Origin of the sequence: Streptomyces sp. NRRL S-920, assembly GCF_000717945.1 — a bacterium.
Taxonomy (GTDB): Bacteria; Actinomycetota; Actinomycetes; order Streptomycetales; family Streptomycetaceae; genus Streptomyces; species Streptomyces alboniger.
In genome coordinates, this window is the sequence record NZ_JODF01000018.1 from 28,197 (window position 1) to 47,611 (window position 19,415).

Below are 19,415 nucleotides of genomic sequence, written 5' to 3' on the forward strand. Positions count from 1 at the left end.
CTTTGGCCTGGACCTTGGTCCCGATGGCCCGGCCCCGGTCGCCGCCGCCCGCCGTGCGGCGTGCCACACTCGGACGCATGCGCGTGTACCTCGGCTCGGATCATGCCGGCTACGAACTCAAGAACCACCTGGTCGAATGGCTCAAGAGCCACGGCCACGAGCCCGTCGACTGCGGGCCCCACATCTATGACGCCCAGGACGACTACCCGCCGTTCTGCCTGCGCGCCGCGGAGAGGACGGCCGCGGACCCCGACGCCCTCGGCATCGTCATCGGCGGCTCGGGCAACGGCGAGCAGATCGCCGCGAACAAGGTCAAGGGCGTCCGCGCGGCGCTGGCCTGGAGCGAGCAGACCGCTGCGCTCGGGCGCGAGCACAATGACGCGAACGTCATCTCGATCGGCGGGCGGATGCACACGCAGGAGGAGGCGACGAAGTTCGTCGAGATCTTCCTGGGTACGGCGTACTCGGGTGAGGAGCGTCACACTCGCCGCATCGACATGCTGTCGGCCTACGAGACGACGGGCGTCCTTCCGCCTATCCCGGCGGGGCACCCCCAGCAGTAGCGTCACCCTTCGCCGGGCGGCGCTGCCATGTCAGCCCGTCCGGCGTTTGAGGACGAGCCCTTGAGGCGATTTCCGCTCAACCCCCGGAGGGACCCCGTGCCGGAGGGGCACACCATCCACCGCCTAGCGCACGAGCATCGGAACCGGTTCCAGGACCGTCCAGTCCGGGCGACCAGTCCCCAAGGCAAGTTCTCCGACAGCGCCGCGCTGGTCGACGGCCGGGTGATGGAAACCGCCGAGGCCCACGGCAAGCACCTCTTCCTGGGGTTCGGGGGAGGCGACTGGGTCCACATCCACCTCGGCCTCTTCGGCAAGTACGCCCTCGGCGAGAGCCCCGCCCCGCCGCCCACCGACACCGTCCGCCTGCGCCTGCTGAACGACGCGTACTACTCCGACCTGCGCGGCCCGACCACCTGCGCGCTCATCACGGACGACGAGAAGCGGGCGATACACGAGCGTCTGGGCCCCGACCCCCTCAGGGCGGGGGACGACCCGGGCAAGGCGTATCGCAGGATCTCCCGCAGCCGCACCACCGTCGCCGCGCTGCTGATGGACCAGAAGATCGTCTCCGGGGTCGGCAATGTGTACCGCGCCGAGGTCCTCTTCCGGCACGGCATCGACCCCTACCTCCAGGGCAAGGACCTCACCGAGGCCCAGTGGAGCGCGATCTGGGCGGATCTCGTCGCACTGATGCGCGAGGGCGTGCGCCTCAACCGCATCGACACCGTCCGGCCCGAGCACACCCCGGAGGCGATGGGCCGCCCGCCGCGTGTGGACGACCACGGCGGCGAGGTATACGTGTACCGCAGGGCGAACATGCCCTGCCATATCTGTGGCGGCGAGATCCGCACGGCCGGTCTCGCCGCCCGCAATCTCTTCTGGTGCCCCGGCTGCCAGCGACCCTCGGGGAGTAAGTGATGTTCGGTGACATCGGCGCGCTGGTCGCCATCGTGGTGTCGGTCGCCATCGGCGCGATCTACCTGCTGCCGTCGCTCGTCGCCTTCAACCGCGGTGTCGAGCGCCGCTGGATGATCCTCGCCATCAACGTCTTCCTCGGCGGATCGATCATCTTCTGGCTGATCGCCCTCTACCTCGCCACCCGCAAGGTCAAGACCGCGGAACAGCCCCCGGAGCAGGCCCCGGCAGCCCAGCCCGCCGCCTGAGGCCCCCGGCTAGAACCCATGCGGCAGCCAAGGCGCCGCGTCCGACGTGAAGGCCACCGAGGCCTCGGCCAGCGCGCCCCGCCGCAGCTCCCGCACCCGCCCCGCGCCCGCGAGCGACGACAGGGACACGCCGCCGAGATACGCGGCGCCCAGCTCCCGTACCGAAAGGGCGAGGTCGGCCGGGTCCCGCGTGCGCTCGCACGAGGCGCCCTTGGCGTCGCCGGTGAGCCGCCAGCGCCCCGCGTTCCAGGGGCAGAAGGCGTCCTCGACCTCGAACACCACGTCCAGGGGCGCCTGATACGTACGTGCCTCCAGTGCCGCGCCCACGTCGACGAGGCGTACGTACAGCGAGTCCACGACCGTGATCTCGCACCGCCGGACGTCCGAGACGAGCTGGACCAGCGGATCGTCCACCGGGCGGTTGCGGGCGACGACCGTCGACGTCAGGTCGATGTCGAAGAGGAACCGCCACAGCGCCGCGTACGCCGCCGGGTCCAGCGCCTCCAGGTCACGCAGGCGGACCGCGCCCTTGGGCCCCTTCCACTCCCACTCGGGCTTCACGGCGAACCGCGCGTACCCGACAAGCTCCACGCCCCGCTCACCGTGCCGCTCGGCGACCACGCACTGGAGAGGTGACGCGCCGCCCCGCTCGCCCGGCGGGTCCAGCAGCCCGAGCCGCTCCCAGCCGGGCTGCCGGGCCAGCATGCCGGGGCGCCCGGTGACCTGGCGCGCGTACAGCTTCTCGCACGCGTCGTGGACCTCGGCCGGCTTCGCGTACCGCAGCCGTACGTCATCCGTACCGGCCGGGACGGTCAGGCTCACCCGGCTCGTGTCGATGGTCGCCTTCAGCTGCGAGGTGGCCGCGCCGTACCCGAACCGGCCGTAGATGACCGGCTCGGAGGCGGTCAGCACGGCCAGGCACTCGCCCCGCGCGCGTACGTCGTCCAACTGCCGCCGCATCATCGACGTCAGGATGCCGCGCCGCCGGTGCGTGGCCGCCACGCCCACCATCGTCACGCCCGCCGCGTCCACCAGGGCGCCGCCCGGCACCGCGAGGCGGAAGGAGAACGCCCCGGCCGTGCCCACGCACGCGTCGCCGTCCCACACGCCGATCGACCGGTCGGGCTCGGTGAGCGCGCGCCACAGCTCCCGCTCCTCGGGCGACTCGGCGACACCGCCGAAGGCCAGCTCCAGCGTCGCGTACCACGTCTCCCAGTCGGCCTCGGTGAGCACCCGTAAGTCTGTAGTCATATGCCATGGGTACCAGGCCGATACGGCCCGGTGCGAGGGGATTTCCGGGGGAACAAGAGGGACCTCCCGTGCGAAGTGAGCGGCCCGGTGGATAAGGTCCACGAGCGATGGCAGTACGAGAAGCACGGCGCGAGCGCCGCGTGCGGCGGGCGGAAGCCGACACGTTCACGGCCCGGATGAAGAAGCGGCTGCACCGGGCCCGCAACGTGCTGCGCAAATCAGGGGTCGACTACTTCCGCGGCGACGGCTCCGACTGGGTCGCCCTGGCCGGTCTGCTCGTCACTGTCCCGCTGCTCACCTGCGGCACGATCGTCAACAACGTGTGGTGCGCGCCCGCCGCCCTCGTCCTGCCCATCGTCGCGGGCGGACTGCTGCTGCGCCCCGCCAGCCTCCTCGGCCTGTACGCGGCGTCCGCGGTGGCGCTGATCGTGGAGTCCGTGCAGCTCGGCCCGTACGCCGAGGGGCCCTCGCGCGTCACGCCGGGCGTGGTCCTCGTGGTGGCGGCCTGCGGCTTCTTCGGGCTGGTCATCGCCCAGTTCCGCAGCCGGGTCGGTGTGCCCTGGCGCGGCGGCGGCACGATGCTCTTCGACCTGCGCGAGCGGATCCGCGTCCAGAGCAAGCTGCCGAAGCTGCCGCGCGGCTGGCACCGCGAGATGGCGCTGCGCCCGGCGGGCGGGCAGTCCTTCTCCGGTGACTTCGTCGTCGCGGCCCGTACGAACGGCGGGCGCACCCTGGAGGTCGTTCTCACCGACGTGTCCGGCAAGGGCATGGACGCGGGCTCACGCGCCCTGCTCCTGTCCGGCGCCTTCGGCGGCCTCCTCGGTTCGCTGCCCCCGCACTCCTTCCTGCCGGCCGCCAACGGCTATCTGCTCCGCCAGGACTGGGACGAGGGCTTCGCGACCTCCATCCACCTGGTCCTGGACCTGGAGACCGGCGACTACGAACTCTTCTCGGCCGGCCACCCGCCGGGCCTCCAGCTCAGCGCGGGCAGCGGCCGCTGGGAGGAGAAGACGGGCCAGGGCCCGCTCCTCGGGGTGTACGACGGCGCCCAGTTCGACCCCGTCAAGGGCCTGCTGCGCCCCGGCGACGTCCTGATGCTCTTCACCGACGGTCTGGTGGAGACCTCGGACCGTGACATCGCCGAGGGCATCGACCGCCTCACCGGGGAGGCCGACCGCTATGTCGCGGGCGGCTTCCACGGCGCGGCCTGGCACCTCATCGAGGCCGTCGCGAAGGACGTGAACGACGACAGGGCGCTGCTGCTGATCTGCCGGGAGGCGTGAGCCGTACCAACTGGCCGACCGGCCGCCACTGGACGCCGCCGCTGGACAACGAAAAGGCCCGTACACGCTGAACGTGTACGGGCCTTGATGGAGCGCCGGGCAGGCCTTGCACCTGCATTTCCCCGCAGGAAGCGGGGCGTCTTTCCTTGGACCACCGACGCGTCTCCGGATACCGCGAGAAGCGGCGACCGGCTCAAGATCCACTCTACCCGAAGGAAACAGTGGTCCGCCACGCCCGGCTCATACGCTGCCTTCCGCCGCCGCCGAGACGAACGCCGCGAAGGCGCCGGGCGCGACGCTGAAGGCCGGGCCCTCGGGGTTCTTGGAGTCGCGTATGGCGACGTGGGCGGTGAGGTCGGCGACCTCGACGCACGCGCCGCCGGTGTCGCCGCTGTACGACGACTTGTGCCAGGCGGCGGCGCCGAGCGGCGCGCACTCGACGCAGTCGCCCCCGGTATCACTGCTGTAGCTCGACTTACGCCATGTCGCGCCCGCCAGCCGCTGGTTGATCCCCATACCGTTCCTCCATCACGCGCGCGATCAGTGCCGCCGAATCCTCCACGGAGAGGGCGGATGCCTGCAAGCGAGCGTAACGAAGAGAGCTTTCCTTGACCTTCTCGGGATGAGCCGTCATGTGCCCCTGTACGAAGTCCTCGGTGTAGATGAGGTCGGGGTCGCTCTCGAAGCGGAGGGTGTTGAACGTGCCGGGCAGCCCCGCGTGTTGACCTGCCGTGAACGGCAAGATCTGGAGGTTCACCCACTGGCTGCCCTGGAACTTCAACAGGTGGGCCAGTTGCTCCCGCATGACGGCGCGGCCGCCGATCTCCTGGTGCAGGACGGCTTCGCTGAGCACCACCCAGAGCAGCGGCGGGTTTTCCCGCTGGAGGAGGCGTTGGCGCTCCATGCGGGCCGCCGTCCGCGCGTCCAGGTTGTCATCCGTCATGACGCCGAGCACGGACCGCGCATACGACTCCGTCTGGAGAAGCCCGTACACCAACTGTGCCTGAAAGGTGGAGATATACGCGGCCCGTGCCTCCATTTCCGCGTACGCCTGGAACCAGCTGGGCAACTGGCTGCGCAGGACGAGGCCGACGAGGCGTGACAGCTGACCCCCCGTCCCCAACGCCGCGTCCACCCGCTCGGAGAACTCCCGCGTGGGCACCCGCTTCGTTGTCTCGATCTGGCCCACCAGGGACCCCGTACAGAAGATGCAGTCGCCCAACTGCGCCTGGCTCAGCCCGGCGGCTTCTCTCAGGCGGCGTAATTCGGCGCCGTAGTAGTCGAGTGGTGAGGCGCTCGCGTCGAGCGCGCGGGGCTGAGTCATGCCATCCCCCAGCGTCACGGAGAGGTGATTTCGGACAGTGTTCAAGCGTAAGCGCACTGTCGCCATCCGGTCCGGCGAATGCCTCAATCCCCGCTACGGAAAGGGGGGGTAGCCCTACCCCCGGTTCGCCAGCCGTCCTCATGGTCCGTACCGCCCCTTGATCCGTAGGTTCGAGACATCGACCAGCGGTGCACGAACGTACGAACGGAAGGCGGCACAGCCATGGGGCTGCGACGGAAGAACCGGACCGAAGAGCGCGCGGGAGCGGTCGTGACGCCCTCGGTGCCGAGCGCCCGGATCGGCGACTGGGCCGTCGAACTGCGCGGTGTCCGCCGCCAGTACGGGCGTGGCGCCGGGTCCGTGCACGCGCTTGCGGGCATCGACCTCGCCCTGCCGCGCGGCAGCTTCACCGCCGTCATGGGGCCCTCCGGATCCGGCAAGTCCACGTTCCTCCAGTGCGCGGCGGGCCTCGACCGGGCCAGCTCGGGCACCGTGCACCTCGGCGGTACCGAGATCACCGGCATGAGCGAGAACAAGCTCACCGCCCTGCGCCGCACCCGCCTCGGCTTCGTCTTCCAGGCGTTCAACCTGCTGCCCTCGCTGACCGTCGAGCAGAACGTCGTACTGCCCATGCGGCTCGCGGGCCGCCGCCCCGACCGCCGCAAGGCCGCCGAGATGCTGGCCCGCGTCGGCCTCGGCGACAAGGGAGGCCGCCGCCCCGGCGAGCTGTCCGGCGGCCAGCAGCAGCGCGTCGCCATCGCCCGCGCCCTGATCACCGAGCCCGACGTGATCTTCGCCGACGAGCCGACCGGCGCCCTGGACACCACCACCGCCACCGAGATCCTCGGCCTGCTGCGCTCGGCCGTGGACATGATGGGCGCCACCGTCGTCATGGTCACCCACGACCCGTCCGCCGCCGCCTACGCCGACCGCGTGCTCTTCCTCGCCGACGGCTCGATCGTCGACCGCCTTGAGCACGCCTCCGCCGCGCAGATCGCGGCCCGCATGACCGCGCTGACGGCTCCGGCCTACGCGCGCGTGGCCGCGTGATGGCGTTCGTGCCCAACGGCCTGGCCCGCGCCGCGATCCGCTTCAAACCCGCCGCGTTCGCCGGGACCTTCGTCGCGCTGATGATGGCCTCGCTGATCGTGGCCGCCTGCGGGATCCTCCTGGAGACCGGCCTGCGCGCCTCCGTGCCGCCCACGCGTTACGCGGGCGCGCCGGTCGTGGCCGCCGCCGACCAGGAGGTCCACTTCGTCACCGGCAGCGGCGAGTCCCGCTCCGAGTCCTCCACCCCGCTGCCCGACCGCGCCCGGCTCGACGCGTCCCTGGTCGCCAAGGCCGCCTCGGCACCCGGCGCCCGCGCCGCCGTCGCCGACGTCACCTTCCCCGTCCGGTCCGGCGGCAAGGACGTCACCGCGCACGGCTGGGGCTCCACCGCCTTCACCGGCGAGAAGCTCGGCGCGGGCCGCGCCCCGCACCCCGGCGAGGTGGCCCTCGCCACGCCCGGCGCCGCCGTCGGCGACCGCGTCACGCTCACCACGGCGGACGGCCCGCGCGACTTCCGCGTGTCGGGCACGGTGCGGGCCGCTCAAGGCGGCCCGGCCACCGCCTGGTTCGCCGACTCCGAAGCCGTACGCCTCTCCGGGCACCCGGGGCGGATCGACGCCGTCGCCGTCCTGCCCAAGGCGGGCGTATCGGACGCCACCCTCAAGTCCCAGGTGGCGCAGGCCATCGGCGGCAAGGCCGAGGTCCACACCGGCGACGACCGGGGCGCCGCCGAAAGCTCCGCGCTCGCCTACGCCAAGGAGATGCTGACCGCGCTCGGCGGCTCCTTCGGCGGCATCGCCGCCCTCACCGCCGTGTTCACCGCCGCGGGAACCGTCGCGCTCTCCGTCGGCCAGCGCGCCCGCGAGTACGCGCTGCTGCGCGCCATCGGCACCACCCCGCGGCAGATCCGCCGCACCATCGCCACCGAGACCCTGCTCGTCGCGCCCCTCGCGGGAGCGGTCGGCGTGCTCCCCGGAATCGCCCTGGCCACCTGGTGGTTCGGGCAGCTCAAGGAGAAGGGCGCGATCCCGGAGGCCGTCGACCTGTCCCTCTCGCCCCTCCCGCTCGCCGCCGCCGTCGGCGTCGCCGTCCTGACCGCGCTCGGCGCCGGATTCATGGCCGCCCGCCGCCCCTCCCGCATCAAGCCCGGCCAGGCGCTGAGCGAGGCCTCCGTGGAGCGGGTGCGGCTCGGCTGGATCCGTACGCCGCTCGGCGTCGCCGCCGCGGTCGGCGGCGCGGCCCTCTCCGGGATCGCCGCGAGCACCAGCGGCGACGACGCGGCGAACGCGGCACTCGGCGTCGTCATGCTCTTCATGCTCGCCGTGGCCCTGCTCGGCCCGCTCGTGGCCCGCGCCTGCGCCTCCCTGTTCGGCCTCCCGCTGCGCGGCGCCGACGCGTCCGGCTTCCTCGCCGCCGCCAACTCCCGTACGAACGCCCGCCGGCTGGCCTCCGCGATCACCCCGATCGTGCTCGCCATGGCGTTCTCCTCCGTCCTGGTCTTCATGCACACCAGCGAGGACCGGGTCGCCGCCGACCAGCAGCGCGAGGGCATCACCGCCGACCACATCGTCACCTCCGACACCGGGCTCGCCCCGGGCGCGCTCGCCGAGGCGCGGGGCACCGACGGGGTCACCTCCGCCGTCGGCCTCCTCAAGACGTCCGTGCTCGTCCCCGTCGGCTCGGGCGGCGACCGCTGGCTCCAGTCGGCGTCGACGCAGGGCATCACCGGCACCGCCGCCGACCTCGCCAAGGTCCAGGACCTCTCGGTCAAGACGGGCACCCTCACGCTCCGCAGGGGCGAGATCGCCGTGGACGCCGCGCTCGCCCGCTCCGCCCACGTCCAAACCGGCGACCGCCTCGCCCTCCACCTGCCCGACGGCACCAAGGCATCGCCGAGGATCGTGGCGACGTACGGCAGGGGCCTCGGCCTCTCCCAGGTGACCCTGCCCGCCGCCGACCTGAAGCAGCACGTCACCTCGGCCTTCAGCACCGAACTGTGGGCCAGGGGCGGCTCGGCGCGGGACCTCTCGGGCCTCGGCACCCTCAAGGACCGCGACGGCTACGCCACCGCCCAGTCCCTGGACCGGGAGCTGAACGCCTGGGCCAACACCACGATGGCGGCCGTCCTCGGCGGCTTCGCGGCCGTCGCCGCCGTCAACACCCTGGTGATGACGGTCCTCGACCGCCGCCGCGAACTGGGCACCCTGCGCCTGATCGGCTCCACGCGCCGCCAGGTGCTGCGGATGATCCGCTGGGAGGCCCTGATCGTCGCCGTCGCGGGCATCGTCATCGGCTCGGCGATCGCCCTCGCCACCCTCGTCCCGATGATGAACGGCCTGACCGGCGAATCCCCGTACATCCCCCCGCTGGTCTACGGCTCCTTCGTGGCCGCGATCCTGCTCCTCGGCCTGGCCGCGACGACGATCCCGGCACGGCGGGCCCTGAAGTCCACGGCATGACGAACGCCCGACGGTGAAGCACACCGTCGGGCGTTCTGAGCCTGCTTCCTCAGGCGGACCTGGTCCGTTCCCGGGCCAGCTCCGCCGCGTCCCGCTTGAAGGCCCACTCCATCCTGGGCTCCATCGCGAAGCGGAACATCCGCTGCACGGGAGGCGTGCACAGCAGCGTGACCACGGTCCCCGCCACCACCGTCACGAAGATCTCGCCGAGCGGCTTGTGCAGCCACTCGTACTCCTCGAACCAGCCCCAGAACCGGGAGCCCTTGGCGAGGAAGCCGTGCAGCAGATAGCCGTACAGCGTGCCCGCGCCGAGGATCGTGAACCACATCTTGCGGCGCGGCACCCACGCGAAGAAGCACGCGGTGAGCACCACGGAACAGCCGAAGAGCGCCAGCGTCATCACGATGCCGACCCACCACGGCACGCCCAGCTCCTGGGCGCTGTCCCGGCGGTAGAACCACACGGACGTCATACGGGGCGCGGCCCAGTAGGCGAGCAGCACCGCGGCGGCGAAGACCGGCACGGACAGGATCCGCACCTCGCGGCGGCGCACCAGCTGGAAGTGCTCGGGCTTCATGAAGAGGCCGAGTACGAAGAACGGCAGGAACTGGAGGACGCGCTGGAGGTCGAGGTCGTCACCGATGTCCGGGGAGATCACGGCGAGCATGGCGATGGCCAGGGCCAGCGGCAGCGGCCAGCGCACGATCTTCCAGAGCGGCACGGTGAGCCGCCACACGAAGAGCGCGACCAGGAACCAGGTGAGGTACCAGGGATCGAGCAGGCTGATCGGCTGGGACGGGTCGTCGTCCGCCCAGCGCTTGAAGAGGGTGTACGCGACCTCGAAGATCACGTACGGCACGGCGACACCGGTCACCAGGCGCCGCAGGCGGTCGGGCCGCATGTCGAAGCTGCGCGAGAAGTAGCCGGAGATCAGGATGAACGCCGGCATGTGGAAGGTGTAGACGGTCATGTACAGCGCCTCGGCGGCGCGGCTGTGATCCGTCAGGGGTTCCCACGCGTGGGCCATCGCCACGAGGACGATCGCCAGGTACTTGGCGTTGTCGAAGAACGCGTCGCGCTGCTTGGCGGGCTTCCCCGAGCGGGCGGCCGCACGGGCGGCGGCGCGGTGGCCGGTCGGGGCGGCGCGATGGCCGGTCGGGGCGGGGGGAGCGGTGGCGGCCTGCGGGGTCGGATAGGGGGTGCGTGGGGGCGGGGGTCCGGCCGCCGGCACCTGGGCCGGGGGGAGCGGCGCCCGGTGGCGTCCGTGCGGGTGCACCGAGTTGGTCACAGGCCCTCCCACCAAGAACTCGGTGAGACGATCCGGGACCGCACTGCGCCTACGGGGGTGGTGGCAGCGTGGAACATCTGACGCACCCTAGCGTCGCGGCGCTGTCTTCGTAAAACCCTCGCCGATTTCGTCAACTCAATCCCTGTCAATCCCTGAGGCGTTTACCGCTTATCGGGCCCACGTACCCGCGAATCTCTTCAGTAGACAAAGAGATGTGACTGTATGGCGTCCCATACGTCACAATTCATCCGGCTTAAATGGTGCATAACGCCCGCAGGCGACTCCGCCGGAATGTCCGTTTGGTCGGTCGGCGGGGAGCCCTCGATGTGCCCTCCGCGACAATTCGAATTTCCTGCGAACACCGTGTGTGGCGATGGCAACGGTCACGTTGAATTCCCGTTGCCCGGGGGTGGTCGAATTGCCGTGCCCCGCAGGCCGGGTCCGCGCGGGTTGGCCGACTATGTGTCAGCGGCCGCATACAGCGGGCGGGTTGGTGGCACGATGGTCGGTGGCGGGGGTGTGCGGGGTCGTACCCCCCGGGCCGGGAGAGCGACCGACCTAAGGTGTGATCAGTGTGGCCATTTCGCTGTCAGTGGTGCTGCTGTTGGCGATCATCCTCGTAGTGCTGATCCGTGGGGGATCGCTCAAGGCGGGGCCCGCGATAGTCGCGGTGCTCTTCGGCTTCTTCCTGGCCTCGACGGGCATGGCGCCCTCCATAAACAGATTCCTGAACCAGCTCGCTGAGACGATCAACTCGATCAGCTTCTGATCTCGGTCAGCTTCTGACCGGGCCGGGCGGGAACGCCGACGGCCCGGTCGCTGGATTCAGCGGACCGGGCCGGCGGACTGACGAGAGCGGGCGACGGGAATCGAACCCGCGTAGCTAGTTTGGAAGACTAGGGCTCTACCATTGAGCTACGCCCGCACGGTGCACCGGGGCCCTCGGGCCGCGGCTACGACAGGCATCGTAGCGGGTCGACGGCGTCCGCCGCACACCCCCCTTCTCGCAACCACGCTCGACCGGGGGTCATACGGCCTGGGGGCATGTACCCTACGTGTCGCACCGACGGGGTGTGGCGCAGCTTGGTAGCGCGTCCGCTTTGGGAGCGGAAGGCCGTGGGTTCAAATCCCGCCACCCCGACCAGCAGGATCTCCCTCACAAGATCGCATTGTGGCTCGGCTGCCGCTTGCCGTTACTATGCAAGCTGTGTGCCCGTGTGTCTCTGAGCCGGGCAGAATCCCAAGCAGTCAGCCCCAAGGAGACCGAACCGTGAAGAGCGCCGTGGAGACCCTGAACCCGACTCGGGTTCGGCTCACTGTTGAGGTGCCCTTCGAGGAGCTCAAGGAAAGCCTCGACGCGGCCTACAAGAAGATCAACCAGCAGGTCACGGTGAAGGGCTTCCGCAAGGGCAAGATCCCGGCCCGAGTCATCGACCAGCGGTTCGGCCGCGGCGCCGTCCTCGAAGAGGCCGTCAACGACGCGCTCCCGAAGTTCTACACCGAGGCCGTCAACGAGGCCGAGCTGAACGTCCTGGGCCAGCCCGAGGTGGACATCACCGAGCTGAAGGACAACGAGACCCTCAACTTCACCGCCGAGGTCGACGTCCGCCCGGCCATCGAGATCCCGGACTACTCCGGCATCGAGGTCGAGGTCGACGCGGTCGAGGTCAGCGACGAGGACGTCGACAAGGCCGTCGAGGAGCTGCGCGAGCGCTTCGCCTCCACGTCCCCCGTCGAGCGTGCCGCCGAGGACGGCGACGTCGTGACGATCGACCTCCAGGCCAAGGTCGACGGCGAGGTCCTGGAGGACGGCGTCGCGTCCGGCGTCTCCTACACCATCGGCTCCGGTGAGCTTCTCGAAGGCATCGACGACGCCGTCAAGGGCCTGGAGGCCGGTGGCGAGGCCACCTTCACCTCCGAGCTGAAGGGCGGCTCGGCCGCGGGCAAGGAGTCCGAGGTCACCGTCAAGGTCACCCAGGTCGCCAAGCGCGAACTGCCCGAGCTGGACGACGACTTCGCCCAGCTGGCGTCGGAGTTCGACACCCTTGAGGAGCTGAAGGCCGACAGCCGCAAGCGCCTCGAGAACATGAAGCAGTACGACCAGGCCACGCAGGCCCAGGAGCGCGTCCTGGAGAAGCTGCTCGAGCTGGTCGAGGTCCCCGTCCCCGAGAAGCTCCTCGCGGACGAGATCCAGACCCGCAAGCACAACCTGGTGAACCACCAGCTCGGCCAGATGGGCCTCGACCTCGCCAAGTACCTGGAGATCCAGGGCAAGACCGAGGAAGAGTTCGACGCCGAGACCAAGGCGCAGGCCGAGAAGGGCATCAAGACGCAGTTCGTCCTCGACGAGCTGGTCAACAAGGAGAAGCTGAACGTGAACCAGGAGGAGCTGACCGAGCACCTCATGCGTCGCGCGCAGTCCTCCGGCATGTCCCCCGACCAGTTCGCCCAGGCCGTCGTCGAGGGCGGCCAGGTCCCGATGCTGGTCGGCGAGGTCGCCCGCGGCAAGGCCCTCGCGGTCGTCGTCGAGGCCGCCACGGTCAAGGACACGAAGGGTGAGGTCGTGGACCTCAGCGACGAGGACGAGGACGAGGCCGAGGCCTCCGACGCCCCCGCCGAGGAGAAGACCGAGGCCTGAGCCTCGTAGCTCTGACGTACGTACTGTGGGCCCCCGGGATCTCGATCCCGGGGGCCCACAGTCGTGCCCCGTAAGGGGCGCGGGGAACTGCGCGCTCAGCCCCCGCCGGGCCGCGGTCGCGTCTGCCCGCCGCGGGCTCCACGGCGAGTGCGGCTTGTACGGGGTTGCTCGCGCAGTTCCCCGCGCCCCTGACGGGGCTGATCCGAGGCCCGCTCATAGGCGCCCCCGCCAGTACCTGCGCTCACAGCGAACAGTTACGTCTCCGGGATTCCCGGAGGGACCCCGCGCGTTAGGGTCCATGAATACGAGGGCAGGGGAGTCCCCTAAGCCGCCCCGGAGCGGCTGGCACGCGGGGTCCCAGCCCCAGCTGAAGACGTGAGACGGCCCGGCGCCGTCGTAAGACGAGCAGGTGGATACGTGACGAATCTGATGCCCTCCGCCGCCGGCGACCCCTCCATCGGTGGTGGCCTCGGCGACCAGGTCTACAACCGGCTGCTCGGCGAGCGGATCATCTTCCTCGGCCAGGCCGTGGACGACGACATCGCCAACAAGATCACCGCGCAGCTGTTGCTCCTCGCCGCGGAGCCCGACAAGGACATTTTCCTCTACATCAACAGCCCCGGCGGCTCGATCACGGCCGGCATGGCCGTTTACGACACCATGCAGTACATCAAGAACGACGTGGTGACGATCGCGATGGGCATGGCCGCCTCCATGGGCCAGTTCCTGCTCAGCGCCGGCACGCCCGGCAAGCGCTTCGCCCTGCCGAACGCCGAGATCCTGATCCACCAGCCCTCCGCGGGCCTGGCGGGCTCCGCGTCGGACATCAAGATCCACGCCGAGCGGCTGCTGCACACCAAGAAGCGGATGGCCGAGCTGACCGCTCACCACACCGGCCAGACCGTCGAGCAGATCACCCGCGACTCGGACCGCGACCGCTGGTTCGACCCGCAGGAGGCCAAGGAGTACGGCCTCATCGACGACATCATGCCCACCGCCGCCGGCATGCCGGGCGGGGGCGGCACCGGAGCCTGAGGCACCCCTCAGCGCCCCGTCAGCCGAAACCTCAGCCCCCGCTCCTCAGGAGACCAAGACAGATGAACAACCACCCCGGCAGCGGCCTCTACGCCCGCACCCAGGCCGAGCTCGGCCCGGCCGCCCAGGCCGAGTTCACCGGCGCCCGCGCCGAGTCCCGCTACGTCATCCCGCGCTTCGTCGAGCGCACCTCGCAGGGCGTGCGCGAGTACGACCCGTACGCGAAGCTCTTCGAGGAGCGCGTGATCTTCCTCGGCGTGCAGATCGACGACGCCTCCGCCAACGACGTCATGGCGCAGCTCCTGTGCCTGGAGTCGATGGACCCGGACCGCGACATCTCCATCTACATCAACAGCCCCGGCGGCTCGTTCACGGCCCTCACGGCCATCTACGACACGATGCAGTTCGTGAAGCCGGACGTGCAGACCGTCTGCATGGGCCAGGCCGCCTCGGCCGCCGCGGTCCTCCTCGCGGCCGGCACGCCGGGCAAGCGCATGGCGCTGCCGAACGCGCGCGTCCTGATCCACCAGCCCTACAGCGAGACCGGCCGCGGTCAGGTCTCCGACCTGGAGATCGCCGCCAACGAAATCCTCCGGATGCGCGCGCAGCTGGAGGACATGCTGGCCAAGCACTCCACGACGCCGATCGAGAAGATCCGCGACGACATCGAGCGCGACAAGATCCTCACGGCCGAGGACGCGCTCGCGTACGGCCTCGTCGACCAGATCATCTCCACCCGGAAGATGAACAATTCCGCGGTCGCCTGACCCGGCGCTGTAGCATCTGCCGCTCCTTGGCATGGTTCGCGTACGACTCGCGTCGAAGTGAACCGTGCCAAGGGGGGCCCGAACGGGGGGCCCGGCAAGGTACCGTCGGATAGAGGCACCAGGAGCCGCTGAACGTGGCGTCTCCCAGGCGAAGGGGAAGCACCTCGTGGCACGCATCGGTGACGGCGGCGATCTGCTCAAGTGCTCGTTCTGCGGAAAGAGTCAGAAGCAGGTCAAAAAGCTCATCGCAGGCCCCGGTGTGTACATCTGCGACGAGTGCATCGACCTCTGTAACGAGATCATCGAGGAAGAGCTCGCGGAGACGAGCGAGGTCCGCTGGGAGGAACTGCCCAAGCCTCGCGAGATCTACGAATTCCTTGAGGGCTACGTCGTGGGCCAGGAGCCCGCGAAGAAGGCCCTCTCGGTAGCGGTGTACAACCACTACAAGCGGGTCCAGGCGGGAGAGAACGGCGGCGCGCAGGGCCGCGACGACGCGATCGAACTCGCCAAGTCCAACATCCTGCTGCTCGGCCCGACCGGGTCCGGCAAGACACTCCTGGCGCAGACACTCGCCCGCATGCTGAACGTCCCGTTCGCCATCGCGGACGCGACGGCGCTGACGGAAGCGGGCTATGTCGGCGAGGACGTCGAGAACATCCTGCTCAAGCTGATCCAGGCGGCCGACTACGACGTCAAGAAGGCCGAGACCGGGATCATCTACATCGACGAGATCGACAAGGTGGCCCGCAAGAGCGAGAACCCCTCGATCACGCGCGACGTGAGCGGAGAGGGCGTCCAGCAGGCGCTGCTGAAGATCCTGGAGGGCACCACCGCCTCGGTCCCGCCGCAGGGCGGCCGCAAGCACCCGCACCAGGAGTTCATCCAGATCGACACGACGAACGTGCTCTTCATCGTGGGCGGCGCCTTCGCCGGCCTCGAAAAGATCATCGAGTCGAGGGCGGGCGCCAAGGGCATCGGCTTCGGCGCCACCATCCGCTCCAAGCGCGAGCTGGAGGAGAAGGACCAGTTCGAGGACATCATGCCGGAGGACCTGGTGAAGTTCGGGATGATCCCCGAGTTCATCGGCCGCCTCCCCGTGATCACCTCGGTCCACAACCTCGACCGCGAGGCCCTGCTCCAGATCCTCGTGGAGCCGCGCAACGCCCTCGTGAAGCAGTACCAGCGCCTGTTCGAACTCGACGGCGTGGAGCTGGACTTCGAGCGCGAGGCCCTTGAGGCCATCGCGGACCAGGCGATCCTCCGCCAGACCGGCGCGCGCGGCCTGCGCGCCATCATGGAGGAGGTCCTCCAGTCGGTGATGTACGAGGTGCCGTCCCGCAAGGACGTCGCCCGCGTCGTCATCACGGCGGACGTCGTCCGGTCGAACGTGAACCCGACGCTGGTGCCGCGCGAGGCGCGGGGACCGGGTGCCGGGGAGCAGAAGTCCGCGTAGGTACCGAGCCAGAAAGGGGCGCCCGGCGATTCGATCGCCGGGCGCCCCTTCGCGTGTGGTGAGGGCTACTTGACCTACTCGGCCCAGTCGGCCTACTTGACCTCGACGCGGACGTCGTCGCGGAGGTTGGCGACCTGGGTGGCGACGTTATCCAGCGAGATGTTCTTGCCGCTGCCGGTCGCGGCGGCGTCGGAGTACACGGCGTACGCGACGGTGCTGTGGTCCCCCCAGACGCACATCGGCGTCTGGAAGCTGTTGGGGATGCCCTCGCCGCCCGGGTCGACCTCGCCCATCTTGTACTCGGCCTTCTGGCACTTCATGACGCCGTTCTCGAAGCCGTCCGGCGTGAACTCCTCGGGGTCGCCGATGAGTTTCATGGCCCCGTCGGAGCCGTTCATCGACTTCCGCTCCATCTCGGCGAACATCGCGTCGACGACCTTCTCCGGGTCCTCGACCTTGCCGTACACACCCGAGTAGTTGAAGGTCTGCATGGTCGCGCCCTCGCCGTACTGGTAGGCGGCGTACACGTCCTTGGGGTCGCTGACGCCCTGCTTCTCCAGGTCCTTGAGGTCGCTGGACGACATGCCGCCGCCGGAGCCCTCAAGCTTCTTGAAGCTGCCGAGGACGGTCGCGGGGGCCGTCAGCTTGTACGTCTTGCCGTCGTCGGCGACGGAGGAGCTGTCGCCCCCGGCGAAGAGGAAGTACCCGCCGACGGCAGCGGCGGCCACGACCACCACGGCACCGATGATGAGCCCGGCCTTCTTGCCTCCGCCGCCCTGCGCGGGCGCCTGGTACTGCCCGAAGGGGGCCTGGGGCGGCTGCCCGTACGGGGCCTGGGGCGCCTGCTGGGGGTAGCCGTAGCCCGGCTGCGGGGCCTGGGGCGGCTGCCCGTAGGGGCCGGGCTGCTGGGGCGGCTGGCCGCCGTACGGGCCGGGCTGGTGGTAGCTCACTGCGTCGGGGTTCCCCTCGTTGGTGGTGCGGCGGTGCGTGCCGCGTGGTGCTGCGTGCCGGCGTCAGAGCTTGACGCGGACTTCCTTGCGGACCTTGAGCGCGGTGGCCGAGGCGTCGTCGAGCGAGACCTTGCCCGCCATGGCGTTGGCGACCTCGATGGGCACGACGACCGCGACGGTGCTGCGGTCGCCCCAGATGCAGACCGGCATGCGGATCTCCTTGGGGCCGGACGACGTGCCGGCACTCGGGCCATCGTTCTTGATCACGGACTCCTGGCACTTGAGCACGACGTCGTCCGTGCTGAAGTCCTTGGGGCTGCCGACCAGCTTGCCCGTCTGCGCGCCGGGCTCCTTGGAGTCCTTCTTGACCTTGGCGAACATGCCGTCGACGACCTTGCCCGGGTCGGCGACCTGTCCGTAGACACCCATGAACTGGATGGCCTTCTGCGCCAGGGGATTGCTCTCGTCCCCCGACTTGTATCCGGCGCTGACGTCCTCGGGGTTCTTCACACCGGCCTTCTTGGCGGCCGCGATGTCGCTGTCGTTGAAGCCCCCGCTCTGGCCGCTGTCCTTCTTGTAGTCGGTGAGCAGCGTCTCGGGCGTGATGAGCTTGTGCGCCCCGTCGTCCGCCACGGAGGAGGAACCGCCGCCGCTGCCACCGCTGTCGCTGCCGCCGAGGACGAAGTACGCGCCGACGCCGAGGGCCGCGACCACGGCGATGCCGCCGATGATCAGGCCGGCCTTCTTGCCACCGCCTCCACCGGGCGGCGGGGGCGGGACCTGCCCGTAAGGGGCCTGCGGGGGGACCTGCCCGTAGGGGCCGGGCTGCTGGGGCTGGCTGTAGCCGCCCTGCTGCGGGGCCTGCTGCGGGTAGCCGTAACCGGGCTGCGGCGGGGGTGCCTGCTGGGGGTAGCCGTAGCCGGGCTGGGGTGCCTGGGGCGGCTGCCCGTAGGGGCCGGGCTGCTGGGGCGGCTGGCCGCCGTAGGGGCCCGGCTGCGGGGGCTGTCCGCCGCCGTACGGGCCGGGCTGCTGGGGCTGCTGCCCGCCGTACGGGCCCGGCTGGTTGTAGCTCATGGGGTTCCCCTCCGAAACGCTTATGTGTTCCCGACATCCTGACGCAAGAGGGCCCGATCGGGTGACCGGGCCCTGACCCCGGGGCCGACGGGCCGCGCGGCCCGCCGCGCGTCAGATCTTGACGCGGACTTCCCCGCGGAACCGGGCCGTTGTCGTCGCGGCCTCGTCGAGGTCCGCGCCCTGGCCGGACAGCGCGCTCGCCACGTCCGTGGTGACGATGTAGCCAAGGGTGCTGTGATCGCCCCAGATGCAGGTCGCGGCGGACATCTCACTGGGTCCCGAGGACCCGGCGCCGGAGCCCGCGGTGGATCCGGCGGTGGCCCCCGCGGTGCCCGCGCCGCTGCCCAGGTCGATCTTCATCTCCTGGCACTTGAGGACCGCGCCGTCGAGCTGGGCGGGCTTGTACTCCTTCGGGCTGCCGACCATCGTGACCTTCTCGCCGCCCTGGCCGGTGGTGCCGTCCTCGGCCTTCTGCGCGGCGGTCGTGAACATGTGGTCCACGACCTTCTCCGGGTCCTCGATGTCGCCGTAGACCCCGCCGAAGGTCAGCACCTTCTGCGCCAGCGGGTTGTCCTTGCTGCCCGACTGGTACTGGGCCTTCACATCCTTGGGGTTCTGCACGCCGGCCGCCTCGGCCTTCTCGGGGTCGACGCTGTTCAGCCCGCCGGTGCGGCTCGGGTCCTTCTTGTAATCGGTCAGCACCGTCTCCGGCGCCGTCAGCTTGTGCGGGCCGTCGTCCTTGAGGCCGGATTCACCGCCTCCGCCGTCCGCCACGTTCGAGGAACCGCCGCTCTTGCCGCCGCCCTTGTCGTCGTCGCCGCCCGCGAGCAGGAAGTAGCCGCCGACCGCGGCGGCGGCGACCGCGGCGACCGCCGCGATGACGAGGCCGGTCCTGTTCTTGCCGCCGCCGGGGGGCGGGGGCGGGACCTGCCCGTAAGGGGCCTGCTGGGGATACCCGTAGCCGGGCTGGGGCGCCTGCGGCGGCTGGCCGTACGGGCCGGGCTGCTGGGGCTGCTGCCCGCCGTACGGGCCCGGCTGGTTGTAGCTCATTACTGGGGTTCCCTCCCGAGGCTTACGCGTTCCGAACATCCTGTCGGACGAGCGGCGGGAGCGGCAC

Annotated in this window: 18 protein-coding genes and 2 tRNA genes; 12 read left to right on the forward strand and 8 right to left on the reverse strand. The window is 70.3% G+C overall.

Going from position 1 to position 19,415, the window contains the following annotated elements:
* The first annotated feature begins 77 nt into the window (after positions 1-77).
* The 3 genes from IG54_RS0115480 to IG54_RS37970 all read left to right on the forward strand — a co-directional run bounded on the left by IG54_RS0115480 (position 78) and on the right by IG54_RS37970 (position 1,726).
* Positions 78-563, forward strand: a complete 486-nt coding sequence (locus IG54_RS0115480) for a ribose-5-phosphate isomerase (RefSeq protein WP_030783248.1) — start codon at positions 78-80, stop codon at positions 561-563.
* 96 nt (positions 564-659) lie between these two features.
* Positions 660-1,481, forward strand: a complete 822-nt coding sequence (locus IG54_RS0115485; RefSeq protein WP_030783250.1) for an Fpg/Nei family DNA glycosylase — start codon at positions 660-662, stop codon at positions 1,479-1,481.
* The gene (locus tag IG54_RS37970; protein ID WP_037897165.1) at positions 1,481-1,726 is read left to right on the forward strand and encodes a superinfection immunity protein; all 246 of its coding nucleotides are present in this window, start codon (positions 1,481-1,483) and stop codon (positions 1,724-1,726) included. Before IG54_RS0115485 ends, IG54_RS37970 begins: the two co-directional genes overlap by 1 nt.
* Positions 1,727-1,735: 9 nt before the next feature.
* Here the strand turns inward: IG54_RS37970 and IG54_RS0115495 are convergent, their stop codons facing one another.
* Positions 1,736-2,977, reverse strand: a complete 1,242-nt coding sequence (locus tag IG54_RS0115495; protein WP_030783252.1) for a GNAT family N-acetyltransferase — start codon at positions 2,975-2,977, stop codon at positions 1,736-1,738.
* A gap of 107 nt (positions 2,978-3,084) precedes the next feature.
* On the opposite strand from IG54_RS0115495, the gene IG54_RS0115500 reads away from it, so the two are divergent.
* Positions 3,085-4,260, forward strand: a complete 1,176-nt coding sequence (locus tag IG54_RS0115500; protein ID WP_030783255.1) for a PP2C family protein-serine/threonine phosphatase — start codon at positions 3,085-3,087, stop codon at positions 4,258-4,260.
* Between the two features lie 240 nt (positions 4,261-4,500).
* On the opposite strand, the gene IG54_RS0115510 is transcribed toward IG54_RS0115500, so the two are convergent.
* Positions 4,501-4,776 (reverse strand): DUF397 domain-containing protein, encoded by a 276-nt coding sequence (locus tag IG54_RS0115510; protein WP_030783258.1) that lies wholly within the window; start codon positions 4,774-4,776, stop codon positions 4,501-4,503.
* Complete coding sequence (locus IG54_RS0115515; RefSeq protein WP_030783261.1) at positions 4,736-5,584, reverse strand: helix-turn-helix domain-containing protein; 849 nt, start codon at positions 5,582-5,584, stop codon at positions 4,736-4,738. The genes IG54_RS0115510 and IG54_RS0115515 overlap by 41 nt, the downstream gene beginning before the upstream one ends.
* Before the next feature lie 222 nt (positions 5,585-5,806).
* On the opposite strand from IG54_RS0115515, the gene IG54_RS0115520 reads away from it, so the two are divergent.
* Positions 5,807-6,634, forward strand: a complete 828-nt coding sequence (locus IG54_RS0115520; protein ID WP_030783264.1) for an ABC transporter ATP-binding protein — start codon at positions 5,807-5,809, stop codon at positions 6,632-6,634.
* Positions 6,634-9,093, forward strand: coding sequence for an ABC transporter permease (locus IG54_RS0115525; protein WP_030783266.1), 2,460 nt, complete (start codon positions 6,634-6,636; stop codon positions 9,091-9,093). Before IG54_RS0115520 ends, IG54_RS0115525 begins: the two co-directional genes overlap by 1 nt.
* A 49-nt stretch (positions 9,094-9,142) precedes the next feature.
* Here IG54_RS0115525 and IG54_RS0115530 read toward each other — a convergent pair whose 3' ends face one another.
* A complete protein-coding gene (locus IG54_RS0115530) occupies positions 9,143-10,381 on the reverse strand; it encodes an acyltransferase family protein (protein WP_030783269.1) in 1,239 nt (412 codons plus the stop codon).
* A 574-nt stretch (positions 10,382-10,955) separates the two neighbouring features.
* Here IG54_RS0115530 and IG54_RS0115535 point away from each other — a divergent pair.
* A complete protein-coding gene (locus tag IG54_RS0115535; RefSeq protein ID WP_030783273.1) occupies positions 10,956-11,150 on the forward strand; it encodes a hypothetical protein in 195 nt (64 codons plus the stop codon).
* An 85-nt stretch (positions 11,151-11,235) separates the two neighbouring features.
* On the opposite strand, the gene IG54_RS0115540 is transcribed toward IG54_RS0115535, so the two are convergent.
* Positions 11,236-11,306 (reverse strand) — tRNA-Gly (locus IG54_RS0115540).
* A 142-nt stretch (positions 11,307-11,448) separates the two neighbouring features.
* Between IG54_RS0115540 and IG54_RS0115545 the strand changes: the two genes are divergently transcribed.
* The 5 genes from IG54_RS0115545 to clpX all read left to right on the forward strand — a co-directional run bounded on the left by IG54_RS0115545 (position 11,449) and on the right by clpX (position 16,274).
* Positions 11,449-11,525 (forward strand) — tRNA-Pro (locus IG54_RS0115545).
* A 126-nt stretch (positions 11,526-11,651) separates the two neighbouring features.
* A complete protein-coding gene (tig, locus tag IG54_RS0115550; protein WP_030783276.1) occupies positions 11,652-13,019 on the forward strand; it encodes a trigger factor in 1,368 nt (455 codons plus the stop codon).
* Between the two features lie 429 nt (positions 13,020-13,448).
* On the forward strand, positions 13,449-14,054 hold the full coding sequence (locus IG54_RS0115555; protein WP_030783279.1) for an ATP-dependent Clp protease proteolytic subunit: 606 nt from the start codon (positions 13,449-13,451) through the stop codon (positions 14,052-14,054).
* Between the two features lie 62 nt (positions 14,055-14,116).
* The gene (locus IG54_RS0115560; protein WP_030783282.1) at positions 14,117-14,821 is read left to right on the forward strand and encodes an ATP-dependent Clp protease proteolytic subunit; all 705 of its coding nucleotides are present in this window, start codon (positions 14,117-14,119) and stop codon (positions 14,819-14,821) included.
* A 166-nt stretch (positions 14,822-14,987) separates the two neighbouring features.
* A complete protein-coding gene (clpX, locus tag IG54_RS0115565) occupies positions 14,988-16,274 on the forward strand; it encodes an ATP-dependent Clp protease ATP-binding subunit ClpX (protein ID WP_030783285.1) in 1,287 nt (428 codons plus the stop codon).
* A 92-nt stretch (positions 16,275-16,366) separates the two neighbouring features.
* Here the strand turns inward: clpX and IG54_RS0115570 are convergent, their stop codons facing one another.
* From IG54_RS0115570 to IG54_RS0115580, 3 genes are all read right to left on the reverse strand, one after another.
* Positions 16,367-17,224: a hypothetical protein gene (locus IG54_RS0115570; protein ID WP_030783288.1), complete on the reverse strand. Its 858-nt coding sequence runs from the start codon at positions 17,222-17,224 to the stop codon at positions 16,367-16,369.
* Between the two features lie 63 nt (positions 17,225-17,287).
* Entirely contained in the window at positions 17,288-18,298 is a 1,011-nt protein-coding gene (locus IG54_RS0115575) for a hypothetical protein (RefSeq protein ID WP_030783291.1), read from the reverse strand.
* A gap of 111 nt (positions 18,299-18,409) precedes the next feature.
* A complete protein-coding gene (locus tag IG54_RS0115580; RefSeq protein WP_030783294.1) occupies positions 18,410-19,348 on the reverse strand; it encodes a hypothetical protein in 939 nt (312 codons plus the stop codon).
* Positions 19,349-19,415: the final 67 nt, after the last annotated feature.